We start from the raw sequence: 15682 nt of genomic DNA on the forward strand, positions 1-15682 counted from the left end.
TAATTACACAATCATTCCTGCTGCGACTGTTTCATTGGTCATCTCATCGACCAAAACAAGACTACCTGTAATCCTATTTTGACGATATTCATCATACATCAAAGGCTTTGTTGTCCTTAGTTTTACCCTGGTAATATCGTTCATACTCAACTCCTTATCCTCGGTATTTCTATCATATGTGTTAATATCTATTTTATAGACCACTTCTTTGATCATCGCTTTTTGCTCATTGCTCGTGTTACGAATAAAGTATTTCGCTCTGGGTTTTGCAGGCTTATCTCCCAGCCAACACAACATGGCGTCAATATCCTGACCCACCTCTGGTTGATTATTAGATTTAACAATCATGTCCCCTCTGCTTACATCAATATCATCTTCTAATGTCATAGAAATGGACATAGGCCCATAGGCTTCTTCAAGAGATTCCCCATATACATCTAAAGATTTAATCGTTGAAGTAAATCCTGATGGTAGTACCGTAACTGCATCTCCTACTCTAAATATCCCACTTGCCACACGACCTGCGTATCCTCTGTAGTCACGATGTTCTTCGCTTTGAGGACGCAATACAGTTTGTACTGGGAAACGTGCATCGATCTTGTTTATATCACTACTAATATGCATCGTTTCTAAGGTATGCAACAATGGTGCACCTTGATACCAATCCATATTTTTTGAACGGTGAACCACATTGTCTCCATCTAATGCACTAATAGGAATAAAGCGAATGTCTTTAATAATCAACTTAGAAGAAAATTCTTCAAACTGACTAATAATGTTATTATAAACCTCTTCTTGGTAGTCTACTAAATCCATTTTATTAATGCACACAATGATATGCGGTATAGCTAACAACGAAGCGATAAATGAGTGACGTTTGGTTTGCTCTATAACTCCATGACGGGCATCAATTAGAATTACAGCTGCATTGGCCGTGGAGGCTCCTGTGACCATATTACGGGTATATTGAATATGCCCGGGAGTATCTGCGATAATAAATTTACGCTTAGGTGTCGTAAAATATCTATACGCAACATCAATGGTTATTCCCTGTTCTCGTTCATCCCTTAATCCATCAGTAAAAAGTGCCAAATCGACTCCTTCGTGCCCTTTTCGTTTACTCGTGGCTTCAATAGCATCCAGCTGATCCTCAAAAATTGATTTTGAATCATATAAAAGCCTTCCTATAAGTGTACTTTTACCATCATCTACACTACCTGCAGTAGTAAATCGCAATAATTGATTGTTATTTAGTTCCATGTATTATTTGTTCTGGATTGATATTGAGATAATAATGTATCATCCCGATCCTCTCTCAAAAAGAGAATTAATTAATGTTGATTTTGTGATTTAGAAGTACCCCTGCTTTTTGCGATCTTCCATAGCACTTTCTGAGCGCTTGTCATCTGTACGATTACCACGTTCTGTTTTACGCATTGTTGAAACTTCGTTAGCGATTTTTTCTAACGTATCCGCATCTGACTCCATTCCTCCGGTTATTGTAATATCACCTAGGGTTCTAAATCTGATCTTTTTAGTAACGATCTCTTCGCCATCTTCTAATTTTAAATATTCACTGTTTGGAATCCATGAATCACTTCTCCACACGCATTCGCGTTCATGAGCAAAATATAATGAGGGAATCTGGATCTCTTCACGTTTGATATAGTTCCACACATCCATTTCTGTCCAATTACTAATCGGAAATGCTCTAAAATGCTCTCCTTCAAAATGTTTACCATTAAAGATATTCCATAATTCTGGTCGTTGATTTTTAGGATCCCACTGTCCAAAATCATCTCTATGTGAAAAGAAACGCTCCTTAGCTCTTGCCTTTTCTTCGTCCCTACGACCTCCACCGATCGCACAATCTACTTTATGATCTTCAATAGCATCCAAAAGTGTCGTAATCTGTAGTGCGTTACGCGTAGCATTTTTGCCCTTTTCTTCGGCCACGCGACCTTCGTCAATGGATTTTTGTACTGATCCCACCAACAATTGAACACCTAACTCATCCACTAGTTTATCCCTAAAGTTGATCGTTTCGGGAAAATTATGCCCGGTGTCCACATGGAGTAATGGAAACGGAATCTTAGCCGGATAAAATGCCTTTTTTGCCAAATGTGTTACTAAAATAGAGTCTTTACCGCCTGAAAATAGGATTACCGGATTCTCAAACTGCGCCCATACTTCACGTAAGACGTAAATAGCCTCAGATTCTAATTCGTCTAGATAGTTTAAATAATATTTACTCATGATTCGTCTTCTTCAATTTCTGTAAAATAAATACCATGACCTTTTCAGCAGACTCCTCAGGTGACTCTGTTTCGGTTTTTATGGTTAGATCAGGATTATCTGGTGCTTCGTATGGTGCAGAAATACCTGTCATATTTTCAATCTCGCCCTTACGTGCTTTTTCGTACAAACCTTTAGTGTCTCGGCGTTCGCATTCTTCCACCGGTGTATCAATATAAATTTCTAGAAACCGTTCGTCTCCCACAATAGTCCTAATATCGTCTCGGTCTTTTTTATAAGGAGATACAAATGCAGCTAACGTTATTAGTCCTGCATCCACCATGAGGTTTCCCACCTCTGCAATACGACGAATATTTTCGGTTCGATCTGCGGGAGAAAAACTAAGATCTTTATTTAATCCGTGCCGAATATTATCTCCATCTAAAATGAAAGTGTGTATTTTTTCTGAAACCAGGCGTTGTTCCACAATATTTGCAATCGTAGATTTACCTGATCCCGAAAGTCCTGTAAACCAGATTAACATTCCAGGATGCCCATTGAGATCTTCGCGATCTTGTTGCGAAACTTTAAATTGATGCTGAACAATATTTCTTTGCATTACCTGCCGAAAAATTTATACACCGAATTTCTTATTTTCCCTAACGGAAGCGTAAGCCAAATTCGCTCATGTACGTAATAAAGTGCAAACTTAGTAAATAACTCAGTCACCGCAATGATCATTGCTATCTCATCAAAGGATTCTAATACTGCTCCTGAGATAATAAACGTCATTGTGGTAGCTACTGCACGCCATGAAAGTGTTTTGTACAAAATTGCATGCTTTGAAACTATACGGGCATTTGACCTTCCCTGCCAAAGTCGTTCATGTACGTAATACACAGCCAGTTTGATCAAAAACTCTGCTGCTCCAATAGCTATGGCACTTTGGATGCTGCATTGACCAAATAAACAGGTAATCAAAAGAACTACTAAAATAGTATCTGTTGTAGCAATTATACGCCAGGAGATTCCTTTAAGTAAACTGCGTAGGTGTGATTCTTTTTTGTAGGTTGCCAATGAATTCTAGATTAAAGTTTGAGGATTGTCATCTTATTAATTTAAGATTCTCACTTAAAAAATTGTTTGTTTATAAGATGAGATTCGTAATTCTTCCTTTCATCTCCATGTGTAATTGCTTTTATTGGTGGTTTACCTTATTGGTTTTAGGAATTACCACATTGAGAAGTGTAACTCATTTTTGTATGATTAAATCACTTCTGTTTTCTCTTTTCTTATACCTGCACGTTACCCACGATAAACCATGGGTTCAATAAATTCTCTTTATTGTATAACATAGGCTGCTGAGTTTCTTGAGAAATTACATCTATACCCAAAGCATTACAAATAGCTTGCCCCGCGGCAGTATCCCACTCCATGGTTGGTGCAAATCGAGGATATATGTTGGCATCGCCCTGAGCTACTAGACAAAACTTTAAAGAACTTCCTTTAGACACCACTTCAACTTCTTTTCCTCTCTCTTTAAGTTTTTCCATGTAATCTAAGGTTGCCTGGCTCATATGAGAGCGGCTTCCTACTACCTTAACAGAGGTCACATCCTCAATTCTTTCAGGCCTAATTGATCTTCTATACTCATTGATATCTTTCAAAGAGGTAGAATGTTTTAATAGTTTTACCCGATAGGCTTCTTCCTGATCAACATCTGCATAATACAGTTCTTTTGTAGCAGGAACATAAATCACCCCCAGTTTTGGCAGGCCATCTTTGACTAGTGCTATGTTAACTGTAAATTCACCGTTACGCTTAATAAATTCTTTGGTTCCATCCAGAGGATCAACAATCCAGCAGGTATCCCATTGTTTTCTTGTAGCGTAATCAATTTGTTTGTTTTCTTCACTTATGATGGGATAATCAGTTTTTTCTAAGAAAGACATGATTGCTGCATTAGCTTTTTGATCAGCTTCAGTGAGGGGCGAATTGTCCTTTTTAGTTTCTACTTCAAAGTCTCGTTCATAGATGTTCATGATGATCTCACCAGCTTTGAGTGAAGCTTGAATAGCTATTTTTATATTATTATTCATGAATATGTTTAAGTAGGGTTGAAATAGTATGCACTACCTCTGGTTCCAGATCGTAATAAAGTGGAAGACATAAAATTCGTTTTGAAATATTTTCAGAAACAGGCATAGATTGATATTTAACGTATTTTAATGTATTGAGGGATGGATAAAAATACCGCCGTGGATTTATATTATTTTTTTGTAATTCATTAAGGCAATGCAACATAGTTTCTTCATTTTTTAAAATTACAGGATAGTAAGCTGCATTCCAGGTAGTGCCTTCCCTGATTTTTAATGTTCGTATTGATGAGTTTTCAAATTCTTTAGTGTACAATTTTGTAGAACGTGTCCTGTTTTCGATAATTTCATCCATATAAGGAAAAACAGCTAGCCCCATAGCACTTTGTAGTTCACTTATCTTCGCATTTATACCTAATCCATAAAAAGTGTATGGATCTATATGACCAAAATTATGATGATAATAAAGATGCCCTTCAAGTTCTTTATCGTTACAAAACAATCCACCCCCTTCACCAGTATGAAAGAGTTTAGTAGCATGAAAGCTACAGGTGCTCACATCACCATAATTAAAGATAGAGTTTCCTTTATATCTTACCCCAAAGCAATGCGCTGCATCGTAAATAACTTTGAGGTTATGCTTTTTTGCAATTTCTTCAATGGCCTCAACATGACATGGGTTTCCAAAAACGTGAGTAGCCATAATCGCCGAAGTATTAGAAGTGATTTTTGCCTCAATTTTTGTCTCATCAATCGTAAGATAATCCGGATCAATGTCAACAAAAACCGGTGTACAGTGTTCCCAAACGATAGAAGAAGTTGTAGCTACATAACTAAATGGAGTGGTAATTATCTCACCGGTTAATCCTAATCCTCTAATGGCAATTTGAATAGGAAGTGTCCCGTTGGTGAGTAACAAAATATGATTAACACTTAGGTATTCTTTTAGTTTCCCTTCTAGTTCTTTTGTAAGCTCTCCCCTGTTGGTAAGCCATGCATTATCCCATGCTCGTTTCAAGATAGCCTGGTATTCTTGTTGCGGGGGTAAAAAAGATTGGGTTACATTGATCATTAGCGAGCATTTTTATGAGGAAATTTATCTCGTAACTTAGGTTTATCTAAAAAACTACAGAGCTTACTGTAAGCATCGTCCTTTGATACATCCAAGACTAATAAATTATTCTTATCCCTAAAAAAATGCTGAACGTCTTCGTTATGCCTTCTATAATTAGCAATCAGCATATCCTTCTTATAAATGTCATCCTCTGGAGTTTTCCAGATCGCACGATTTGCCTCCCACAACCAACCCTTGTAAATATAGGTCACTTCTTTCATATCCTCCTTGGTCAGCGGACCTTGAGCATTTTTAAATTGTTTAGAATGAAAAGACACCACAGATTCATACCATTTTTCTTCATCCCTAACGGTCAAAATAAATTTTGCATTAGGATAGTAATGGTACAAAATCAGCCAAGTATATGGCCATGAAAAAGGAGCATCTTGAAAAGCATCAGCAGTTTTACATAGCTTCAAAACGGGTTTGAAATTTCCGTTAGCATACTCATTTACTAATCGCTCTCCCAGCTTTTGATCACCCATTCTATATTTGAAATCCTTAAGTGCTGCTTCAAGGCTGGTCGTTCCTGTCTTATTCCTACCAATGCAAAATACTTTCTCTTTTTGTGCGAACCATTTCATTATTGAGAAAGTTGTTTTAATTTCCAATTGAAGCTGGGTTTTAAAGGCCCGGGAGATTTCCCCATCCATTGTCCCAATTCTCTTGAATCTTGTATTACTACAAATTGAACAATATCATTTTCACTAAAAATAGATTTTCGTCCATTAGTGAGCAGGAAATCAACGTAGAAGGTTTCCTCATTTAGAAATAGTTTAGGAATAACCAATTCTGTTTCTAAAGGGCCGGTTTGCTCTTTGATCTCTCTAAAGTTTGTCGTAAAGAGAAAATTCCCACTGTCATCCTTAAATTTTAGGACAATGTTAATGTTATCAGAGGTTTTCTTTATCATAGAGCAGGTAAAGACAATATCATCTTCTCTGCTGATTGGATCTCCGACATCTTTATTTCTTGCCTGAACTTTAAAATGTTTAAGCTCAAAATCCGTATTACTAGCAGATAGATTATGCGCAAAATCATAGTTCGTAATTCCGGAAGTGTCATTTCCGCCATTAAGATGGTAATTGACGGCCTGATCTACGTTTCCATCAAAAACAGTAGTACCGTTATGAAGTACGATTGCACGAGTACATAAACTCTTAACGCTAGCCATGTTATGACTTACAAAAAGAACGGTACGCCCACCTCCGGTAGAGATATCCTGCATTTTACCGATGGCCTTCTTTTGAAACTCGGCATCACCAACAGCCAAGACTTCATCGACTACCAGTATATCTGGTTCTAGATGGGCCGCTACTGCAAAAGCAAGGCGAACCCTCATCCCGCTTGAATAACGCTTGACCGGAGTATCAATAAACATTTGACATCCTGAGAATTCTATAATTTCGTTAAGTTTTGAAGCAATTTCTGGCTTTGTCATTCCTAAAATAGCCCCATTTAGAAATATGTTTTCTCTCCCGGTGAGTTCCTCATGAAATCCTGTTCCTACTTCTAAAAGTGACGCTATACGCCCCCTTGACTTTACAGTTCCTTCTGTGGGGCCGGTAACTCTTGAAAGTATTTTAAGCAATGTCGATTTTCCTGCACCATTACGTCCAATTATCCCTAGTACCTCGCCTTTTTTTACTTCAAAATTAATATCTCTTAATGCCCAAACATAATCAGTATCTGCAGATTTACTGCGGTCATTCTCTGCCCCCACTTTCGAAAAAGGATCTTCCTTACCTAACGCTTTAAATACAAAACGTTTCACATCATCATTCAAGGAGCCTGTTCCTACTTGCCCTAGACGATATTGCTTTGATAACTGATCAACTTTTAAGATTGTTTCTCCCATATCCTAACTACTAATTTGCAAATATACTTTTGTTCTTGAAAATAATGTTCGTGAATAGACAAATTAGTATCCTTGATGTATACTAATTCAAAAAAGTGCTATTTATATTGGCGACCTTTTAATTGTCTAGTTTACCTTTATGTATTAATTTTTTTCCTGATCGTTTGAGTTCACTTCCTATGGATGTTAGGAGCGCAGAACGTGTACGAGTTGACGCTGATTTTAATGTCATCAAGAACTCCGCAGTATAGTATTCGGGATATTTTTTTTGCTGAAGATCCTGATTAGCGGTAAAATTCTCAACAATTGTTGAAACATTTTTTTTGGAAAATGAGTTTTTTGGAAGTGGGCCTTTCTCCTGAATATCATTGAGATGAAACAATACTTCTATTTCTTCTTTTTGAAATCCCGGGGTAAGGAATAGTGGTCCCTCATAGTATTTTGCTACACGACTGGCAAGCAAGGCTATCGTGTAGTCCCGGTCCATTGTCGCATTATCTAACCAGTAATTACTAGCCATTCCAAGTACATTCAAATGCTTTTTAGAGTGCAGAAAAACTTTACGGTATATATCACGATAGTACTGTTCATAATCATGTACACCAACAATATTATTGGTGCGTAGTTTTTGATACCCCTTTTTAAGCATGCGATCAATTAATTCTCCCTCAGGTCGCAATGCCTCGCCGTCATTAGGAATAAGAGATAAAGCCTGCTTTAAGACCTTATTTCGATACATACCATTTCCTGCAGTTCGATAAATAGGTATGAACTTATCAATAGTCACTCCCTGTACAGAAAATACAGTAGTATCTACCTGATTAACTTTTGCGATTAGTTCCTCGCATCCTTTCATAGAGATAAGAACATCTGCATCAATATGAATTGACCACTCAAAAGTACTGTCTGTACATAGCTGAAAACTCTTTTTAAGAGCTGCACTAAATGGTCTTTCATTAATTAGTACCACATGATCACTCGGAACACTGGCTTCTATGAGCTCTTTACATGCATCAACCGTTCGTTCACCGGCCGATCGTATTACCCATAAAATATTTTGAGAGGTGATCACTTATTCAAGTTTTTTGTTTATGAACACAAGATTTTCACCTTTTGGATAGAAATAGAAATCATAAGAGCTAATCACATTGAAAAAGATTTTCGACGTGCCCGGATTTTTGAGATCATGCAATTCTATCACCAAACATTTTACTTTTGGTAACCACAAAAAATAGTCTTTTTCAAAAAGTTCCTTTTCAGCTCCCTCAATATCTAATTTCAACACATCAATGGTTGACCATCCGTACTCTTCCATTATGTCAGGAATACTTAGGGTGTATACGTTATTTTTTTTAGTTTTATTTGAACTTTTAAGCTTTGAAAAAGTTGTGAAACCCCAACTTCCTGCCCCATTATCTATGACTGCAATTTCTTTATTACTTTGGTATGCCAAAGCATTATGATGACAACTTATTTGTTCATAAGAAGCTGTATTAGTCTTAAGCATATTATAGTTGTTATATTCAGCTTCAACTGCTACTATATGCGCTTTCTTAAATCTATTTGCCAGATATATTGCACTAAAACCGGTATTCGCACCAGCATCGATTATTGTTAACGGCTTATAGTTAAGAGAAATCTCATACTGCTTTTCAAAAAATATCTGGTAAAATGTGGGTATATCTGTTGAATTAGGCCTAATTGAGATAGGATACTTAAATCCAGGAACACGTATAGATTTTGTATTTCCTGATTTCATTGCATAAAATATTCGTGCCCCGGCAATCTTACCAAAAACCGTAATATGCGAAAATAAATTTGGTATATATGATGTAAATTTTGAAGTAGGTTTATTCATTGGGATTCGTTAAGCGAAGTTGTAAATTAATCATTTTTCTTCCCAGAACAATTAAAATCTTTCCAAAAACCCTCTTCATAAAGTTTACTATACGCTCTCTACTATTAACTTTTTTAATGGATGGGAAATCTTTCAAATAAATTTGCTCTACTCTTGGATTTTTTAACTTAAGCATAGCAGAATCAATTTCAAAACTTCTAATAATCATTTCTACTTGCCGAGATTCAAATACACTTATATCAATGGCTTTCTTTTCCTGAATAGCTTTAAAGCTTAATAATTTTTGAGCTGCTTCTCGTTGAAAATTTTGATCTATAATTAAATCACCTTCATGTGACTTCCCTGCCAGTCCCCCTAACCATGCGGACTCAAAGTCATTATCTTCAGCACGATTTGCGTACCAGTGGTCTATAATTAAGGGCACCAGTGCTTTCTCATGTTTATTCACATGTATAAAACACTTTCTAAAAATATCGCTGTGAAACTGCTCAAAATCATGAATACCAACTAAAATATTTGTTTGATACGTAAAATATCCAAGCGCTTTCATTGCACGGGTAGTTTCACTTTCGGGTCGTTTAAGTGTAACATCTGCGGGAATAACTTCCAAAGCTTTGAGCATTAGTAAATTTCTATAGATATGATTACCGGCAGCACGTTTTATCGGGATCAGCTTATCATAAACCTGTCCTTGAATACAAAATATATGCTCATCAGTATCTTCGGCAAATTCGAGTAATGAAAGAATCCCTTCCTTTTCTAGTAGTACGTCTGCATCAATACATATTGTCCACTTTACACCACTTTCAGCGCCAAGCGAAAAACTCTTTTTTACTGCGGCTGTAAAAGGTCGTTCTGCAATAGTAACCAGATGATCTGGATTAAAATACTCTTTGATCAAATGCGCACAAAGTTTGGCGGTTCGCTCACCTGCACTACGTACAATCCACAGCGTATCATACTTTGCAATATGTAAACTATGATTTTTGATTATAGCGGGTTGTGTTTATTAAACCATCGTTCTAAGATGAGCAGATGAAATGCTAATCTTCCTCCCATTTTTTTAAAATCTACTTTTTTTGTTATAATTCCATGTTTTACAAGTTGACCTTGATTGACGAGATCACTGTAAAAATTTGTCTCTAGCTTTGTTAAGTGTTGCCAGCTAAATCCCCGTTTAGGCATATCCAACACTTCTTTTGGAATTCTCTTTTCAAGATTTTTAAAAAGGAGGAATTTTTTAATTCCTTTTTTTAAGTATACCGAGGGTTTAAGATTAAATGTAAATTCAAACAATTCATGATCTAAAAATGGCACACGCACCTCTAATGAATGTGCCATGCTGCTTTGATCTGCACGGACCAGGCAAGATTCTAGCATAAAGGTCTTTGTATCCAACCATTGAAACTGCTTTACGGCATCTAATTTGGCAGAATAAAACTGATCGTAGTACCAAAATTTTCGGTTCTTCATTTTCGTAAGCAAATTCTCATTAATCACCTTATGCTGCATCATGTGCTTAAATACTCCGGTCATCGCAGCATAATATTTTTCAATCAAGATTTTTTGACGATCTCCTTTAATAACACGTTTTAATCTGTATTTCCACGATCGGGATTTCTCAAATTCATCAATTTCATAATGCCAGCGATACCCTGCAAATACCTCATCTCCTCCATCGCCTGCCAGGGCTACCTTTCCATTCTTAGCAGCTAACCTAGAAATATGGAAATAGGGAATCATGGATGACGTTGCATAAGGCTCATCGTAATATTCCAGTAAATTATCAATAAATGCGATGAAATTTTCTTCTTCTCCCAACATTTCGAGATGATTTTGTACTCCAAAATGTTCCGCGATTGCTCTAGCCTGTATATGTTCGCTATTGGATGAATTCTTAAACCCCAGTGAAAATGTATTTACCTCTTGCGCCTCATCCTTCATGTGCATTAATACGCTTGAAGAATCGTACCCTCCGCTTAAAAACAATCCTACCGGAACATCACTTACCATATGTTCTTTTACTGCTTGGCGCAACAGTACATCTGTTTGCTCAATAGCAATATCTTCATCCAGAACTTCATTATTAACCTTTAGCTCCCAATATTGCATTTGTTCGATTTCATTGGACACAAGATCAAAAATTAAGTAATGCGCAGGCTTTAATTTTTTTATTCCTTTCCAAATGGTATTAGGGTGTGGTACGTAACTATAGGTAAAATAATCGGCCAGTGCATCAGTATCAATTTCCTTAGAAATAAAAGGTGCGCTGGTTATTCCCTTGATTTCAGAAGAAAATACAAAATGATCCTGATCTTTATAGTAATGAAATGGTTTTATACCGAAACGATCTCTTGCCGCAAAAATCTGGTGCTTTTTTTGGTCATATAGTGCAAACGAAAACATCCCCTTTAGCTTTTGCAGCAATTCCTGAAACCCCCACTCTTCATATCCATGAATCAATACTTCAGAATCTGAATCTGAGGAGAATGTATGCGATGTTTCTAATGCCTTTTTAAGTTTCTGAAAATTATAAATTTCTCCATTGAACGTTAACCATACCGTTTGATCTTCATTAGACATGGGTTGATGTCCTTTTTCGCTCAAGTCTATAATGGATAATCTGCGGTGACCAAAGGCTAAATGACTATCTTCAAACACCTCTGTACCACATCCATCTGGTCCACGATGTGTCATCGTATCACGCATACGATTGAAAACACTTGCGTCGATTTTAGTTTTACTTGAATAATGTCCTATGATTCCACACATACTCCTACGGTCTTAAAGTTTTATGCGCAACGTGTCTGAAGACACTATATATTCTTCAAAATTAGGAAGTATTGCCTTCTCCTGATAAAGCACCATAAGCTCTGTCGCATTGTCAAATGATATATTTTGTTGATTCTCGCCTTGCGCCATGTGTAAAGGAACATCAACGTTGCTTATAAATTTAGGATCATACCTAAGCTTATTCGTAGTAAACTCTTTTAAAAAGTAATTAAAACGTTGCGCTTTATCTACATTAAAATATTTTCGCCCTTTTTGATCTCTGTAATCAATAATCTGCGCGGTACTTTTTTCATTTCCTTCGCTTTGCCAGGCTTTAATGATATTGATAACCTCAGCATCTCTACATTGTCCTAGTGTATTTGAGATGAAATTTCCATCGAGAGTGTATGTAAATCGATTTTTAGCAAAACCGACATCGTAAGGAGCGAAGAAGGAGGTGTCCAATTTTTTTGTTTCACCTTCTGCGTTTTTAACGAAAAACGTATATGCATTTAAGTAACCGCAATCCAACCAGGCGAGTTTTATTACATAAACAAACGTGGGGATCAGTAGTAATAGAAAATAATAAGTTACTGCATTTTTTAGTTGAAAAAACTGTTTTGCAAAGGCTGAATTACTGACTAGTACGTAAATAATAATTCCCTCAATGACCATCCATTGCCAAAAGAATATCCCGCTTAAAGCGAAAACTAATCCATGAAAACAAATAAATGCAAAAAAGCATACGATCGCTATTCTACGATTCAGAAAAATAACCAATGGCAGGATTAACTCTATGATAAGCCCTAAATATTGGATCACGATATGATTTTTGGTAACCAATTCACCTAATGCTATTAATGATTCGGTAGGTATCGTATAAAGCCATCCGGCGTCATGAGATGCGGCTAATAAATAATACAAATCATTATCATTTTGCCAATTAAGTTCAAACTTTGCCATACCCGCTTGTAGATACCAGGTACATATAATTGAGATCACAATTATTGTATAGACATAAGAAGGTAACCTGTAAGTTAATACTTTTTTAGAAGAGGCGAACAACCAAAAACACAGTAATAAAGGAATGACTAATGATTTATGAGTTGAGTCATAACCAATGATATTTGGAAATTCTAACTGACTTGTGAGTAATACCAGTTGAAGAATATAGAACGGTAACAATACCGGCCTCCAAATAGCTAGTATACTTAGTAGAACCAGTATGATTCTGTCAATCATATACCATTGATCGAAGTAATGATTGTAATCCATAACTGCTATCGTATAGGTTTGAATTACCACTACCGCTATATATATGTACCTGGAAAGTCCAACAACGTGCTCCCGTGGTTTTGATGAGCTAAATTCTAAGTATACCGCACCCGTAAAGAGAAGTACAAAAGCTAGAATGTATTTTAAGCCGAACTCTTTGACACGAAGAACTAAAAATGAATTTGAATAATAAGACTCTTTTAACGGCATTTGAAAAAATGCATAAAGCGCATATTGAAACAAAATGATTAAAAATACAATCAAGAGCTGAAACCCCAGTCCTTTAAACCAAGAATAGGGACTGCTTCTTAAACTTGTATCGCTATAAGTAGCCATTTTCGTCATTCTCAAGGGTATTTTTTATCTCTTCAAGATTTGGGATATGACTATAATCTTTGATTAACTTTTTGGTTTGAGGTTTTTTTTGATTTAAAGGTGATACCTCTAAATAATTCCAAACACGTTTAAGATCGAATGATGATTGGGTGATTTCTTCATACGTTAACTCAAGAATATCTTTTTGATCTTTTTTTGCCAGAGACTTCCAAAGTGCCACGTCTGATTTTGTTTTCTCTATAAACCAGCTTAAGGTATCTATATCCATCGAGATAGACTGCTTTTCTACTTTTTCATTTGATCGTCTCATCCATTGATTCAATTCTCTTGCTTGATACCAGGATATAGCCGCAGCCAATAGATTTTCGCGATGTAGTATAATAATTTTTCTCGTTGCGTTGAAAAAATTGCGTTCTAATTCATCTTGATAAAGTGTTCCTCCATGAAATTTTATTCCCAGTCTTGTAAAAGCTGTTTTTTGGCAGTAATTTTTATAAAATACATCTAGAAATTCATCGGTGTTGCGTTCTTCTCTTAACTCTGGTGAAATTTCTAATTCATCAAAACGTTCTCTAGATTCAATAACATCATCAAATAAGTTACCCTTGAATGGTATGGGAGATATAGCATTTATTTTTTTTTGAAAATTCTCATCATCTTTAAAAAGCTGACCAAAAACATCAACTTTAGGATGTTGATTAAGAATACTGCTTAACATATTACTGCCACTACGCTGATGGCAAATGAGCGCAAAATTTATCGCCTCCTTGTGAGTAGTGCTTGAAAGAACTTGTCTTAGTTTACCAACTATTTTGTTAATCATTTAATAAAAGGTTTATTCCGGAATTTTTTCTAATATTTTCTTTTCCCAAATGAACTTTGGCTTTAAGATCCCTTTAGACTTACCCATCCAATCACCTAGTTTTCTTTTTTCTTGTATCATAACCATTTCAAGAACATCTGGTTCAAAAAACAGCGTATTTTTTCCTCTGGTTAATAATAAGTCAAAGTAAAATGTACCCTCATTAAAAAAGTATTTAGGCAGATGTAAAGTTTGTTCCCGTATCCCACATTCTTGTGGAGCATCATCAAATTGATTTGTAGAAAATATATAATTACCAGAGTCATCTTTCATCCTAACGATAACATTGATTTCTCCAGGTTCTTTTTTATCTATAATTGTTGTCACTAAAATATTATCTTCACGTGTAATGGGATCGGATAACTCCTTTCCTTCTGCTGTGAGATACATTTTATTTAACGAAAATTCCGCAGTATTAGCATTCTGGTCATCAGAGAAAAATCTGTTGGTCATTGATCCACCACTATTACCATCTGATAGATAGAAATGAACCCCTTCATCTACATTGCCTTCAAAAGCAACTTTACCATTTCGTAAAACTATACTACGCGTACAAAGGGATTTTACGCTTGCCATATTATGACTTACAAATAATACAGTTCTACCCTCTCCCTTTGAGATGTCCTGCATTTTTCCTATAGCTTTTTTTTGAAATTCTGCATCTCCAACGGCTAAAACCTCATCAATAATCAGTATATCAGGTTCTAAATGAGCTGCTACAGCAAAAGCCAATCTTACACGCATCCCGCTAGAATATCGCTTTACCGGAGTATCAATGTATAATTTACATCCTGAAAATTCTATGATTTCGTCTAATTTGAGTTCTATTTCTGCCTTAGTCATTCCCAAAATCGCCCCGTTGAGGAATATATTTTCTCGCCCGGTAAGCTCATTATGAAATCCCGTACCTACCTCAAGCAAAGAGGCTACTCTACCGGCACATTTAACGAAACCTTCAGTTGGACTTGTCACTCTGGAAAGTATCTTTAGCAAGGTAGATTTACCTGCTCCATTTCTTCCTATTATCCCTAAAACATCTCCTTGATGTACCTCAAAACTAATATCTTTTAAGGCCAAGACATAATCCCCGCCTGATGTTGCTTCTCTGTCATTTTCAATTCCAACTTGGCTAAAAGGATCCTCTTTTCCGCGTAAGCGATAATAGAGCCTGGTAAGGTCATCTTTTAAAGAACCTGTACCCACCAGCCCAAGCCGGTACTGCTTAGATAAATTTTCTACTTTTAATATTATATTCTTTTTCAAAACGTTAGTGTAT

15 protein-coding genes are annotated in these 15682 nt (G+C 36.2%); all 15 read right to left on the reverse strand.

What is annotated here, in order from left to right; genetic code table 11:
- Nucleotides 1-3 precede the first annotated feature (3 nt).
- On the reverse strand, nucleotides 4-1260 hold the full coding sequence (locus ABD000_RS01950) for a sulfate adenylyltransferase subunit 1 (protein ID WP_343763134.1): 1257 nt from the start codon (nucleotides 1258-1260) through the stop codon (nucleotides 4-6).
- A 90-nt stretch (nucleotides 1261-1350) separates the two neighbouring features.
- Nucleotides 1351-2256, reverse strand: coding sequence for a sulfate adenylyltransferase subunit CysD (gene cysD / locus ABD000_RS01955; protein WP_343763137.1), 906 nt, complete (start codon nucleotides 2254-2256; stop codon nucleotides 1351-1353).
- A complete protein-coding gene (cysC, locus tag ABD000_RS01960; protein ID WP_343763139.1) occupies nucleotides 2249-2854 on the reverse strand; it encodes an adenylyl-sulfate kinase in 606 nt (201 codons plus the stop codon). Before cysC ends, cysD begins: the two co-directional genes overlap by 8 nt.
- Entirely contained in the window at nucleotides 2854-3312 is a 459-nt protein-coding gene (locus ABD000_RS01965) for a DUF2061 domain-containing protein (RefSeq protein WP_343763141.1), read from the reverse strand. The genes cysC and ABD000_RS01965 overlap by 1 nt, the downstream gene beginning before the upstream one ends.
- 215 nt (nucleotides 3313-3527) lie before the next feature.
- Entirely contained in the window at nucleotides 3528-4334 is an 807-nt protein-coding gene (gene cysQ / locus ABD000_RS01970) for a 3'(2'),5'-bisphosphate nucleotidase CysQ (protein ID WP_343763143.1), read from the reverse strand.
- The gene (locus ABD000_RS01975; protein WP_343763145.1) at nucleotides 4327-5403 is read right to left on the reverse strand and encodes a DegT/DnrJ/EryC1/StrS family aminotransferase; all 1077 of its coding nucleotides are present in this window, start codon (nucleotides 5401-5403) and stop codon (nucleotides 4327-4329) included. The genes cysQ and ABD000_RS01975 overlap by 8 nt, the downstream gene beginning before the upstream one ends.
- The gene (locus ABD000_RS01980) at nucleotides 5403-6029 is read right to left on the reverse strand and encodes a sulfotransferase (RefSeq protein ID WP_343763147.1); all 627 of its coding nucleotides are present in this window, start codon (nucleotides 6027-6029) and stop codon (nucleotides 5403-5405) included. The genes ABD000_RS01975 and ABD000_RS01980 overlap by 1 nt, the downstream gene beginning before the upstream one ends.
- On the reverse strand, nucleotides 6029-7303 hold the full coding sequence (locus tag ABD000_RS01985) for an ABC transporter ATP-binding protein (RefSeq protein ID WP_343763149.1): 1275 nt from the start codon (nucleotides 7301-7303) through the stop codon (nucleotides 6029-6031). The genes ABD000_RS01980 and ABD000_RS01985 overlap by 1 nt, the downstream gene beginning before the upstream one ends.
- 118 nt (nucleotides 7304-7421) lie before the next feature.
- Entirely contained in the window at nucleotides 7422-8375 is a 954-nt protein-coding gene (locus ABD000_RS01990; RefSeq protein WP_343763151.1) for a hypothetical protein, read from the reverse strand.
- A complete protein-coding gene (locus ABD000_RS01995; RefSeq protein WP_343763153.1) occupies nucleotides 8376-9161 on the reverse strand; it encodes an FkbM family methyltransferase in 786 nt (261 codons plus the stop codon). It abuts the gene before it with no gap.
- Nucleotides 9154-10062, reverse strand: coding sequence for a hypothetical protein (locus ABD000_RS02000; protein ID WP_343763155.1), 909 nt, complete (start codon nucleotides 10060-10062; stop codon nucleotides 9154-9156). Before ABD000_RS02000 ends, ABD000_RS01995 begins: the two co-directional genes overlap by 8 nt.
- Nucleotides 10063-10151: 89 nt before the next feature.
- Nucleotides 10152-11933, reverse strand: coding sequence for an asparagine synthase (glutamine-hydrolyzing) (asnB, locus tag ABD000_RS02005; protein WP_343763158.1), 1782 nt, complete (start codon nucleotides 11931-11933; stop codon nucleotides 10152-10154).
- A gap of 12 nt (nucleotides 11934-11945) precedes the next feature.
- Nucleotides 11946-13544 carry a hypothetical protein gene (locus ABD000_RS02010; protein WP_343763161.1) on the reverse strand — a complete coding sequence of 533 codons (1599 nt, stop codon included), beginning with the start codon at nucleotides 13542-13544 and terminating at the stop codon, nucleotides 11946-11948.
- Entirely contained in the window at nucleotides 13531-14367 is an 837-nt protein-coding gene (locus tag ABD000_RS02015) for a sulfotransferase (protein WP_343763163.1), read from the reverse strand. The genes ABD000_RS02010 and ABD000_RS02015 overlap by 14 nt, the downstream gene beginning before the upstream one ends.
- Nucleotides 14368-14379: 12 nt before the next feature.
- A complete protein-coding gene (locus ABD000_RS02020) occupies nucleotides 14380-15669 on the reverse strand; it encodes an ABC transporter ATP-binding protein (protein WP_343763165.1) in 1290 nt (429 codons plus the stop codon).
- Nucleotides 15670-15682: the final 13 nt, after the last annotated feature.

Origin of the sequence: Gangjinia marincola, from assembly GCF_039523415.1 — a bacterium.
GTDB lineage: Bacteria > Bacteroidota > Bacteroidia > Flavobacteriales > Flavobacteriaceae > Gangjinia > Gangjinia marincola.

Excerpts from the sequence above, each read along its gene's own strand:
- ABD000_RS01950 (WP_343763134.1), bottom strand. The coding sequence starts at position 1,260 with ATGGAACTAAATAACAATCAATTATTGCGATTTACTACTGCAGGTAGT.
- ABD000_RS01985 (WP_343763149.1), bottom strand. The coding sequence starts at position 7,303 with ATGGGAGAAACAATCTTAAAAGTTGATCAGTTATCAAAGCAATATCGT.
- ABD000_RS01980 (WP_343763147.1), bottom strand. The coding sequence starts at position 6,029 with ATGAAATGGTTCGCACAAAAAGAGAAAGTATTTTGCATTGGTAGGAAT.
- ABD000_RS02010 (WP_343763161.1), bottom strand. The coding sequence starts at position 13,544 with ATGGCTACTTATAGCGATACAAGTTTAAGAAGCAGTCCCTATTCTTGG.
- ABD000_RS02015 (WP_343763163.1), bottom strand. The coding sequence starts at position 14,367 with ATGATTAACAAAATAGTTGGTAAACTAAGACAAGTTCTTTCAAGCACT.
- cysQ (WP_343763143.1), bottom strand. The coding sequence starts at position 4,334 with ATGAATAATAATATAAAAATAGCTATTCAAGCTTCACTCAAAGCTGGT.
- cysD (WP_343763137.1), bottom strand. The coding sequence starts at position 2,256 with ATGAGTAAATATTATTTAAACTATCTAGACGAATTAGAATCTGAGGCT.
- asnB (WP_343763158.1), bottom strand. The coding sequence starts at position 11,933 with ATGTGTGGAATCATAGGACATTATTCAAGTAAAACTAAAATCGACGCA.
- ABD000_RS01975 (WP_343763145.1), bottom strand. The coding sequence starts at position 5,403 with ATGATCAATGTAACCCAATCTTTTTTACCCCCGCAACAAGAATACCAG.
- ABD000_RS01995 (WP_343763153.1), bottom strand. The coding sequence starts at position 9,161 with ATGAATAAACCTACTTCAAAATTTACATCATATATACCAAATTTATTT.
- cysC (WP_343763139.1), bottom strand. The coding sequence starts at position 2,854 with ATGCAAAGAAATATTGTTCAGCATCAATTTAAAGTTTCGCAACAAGAT.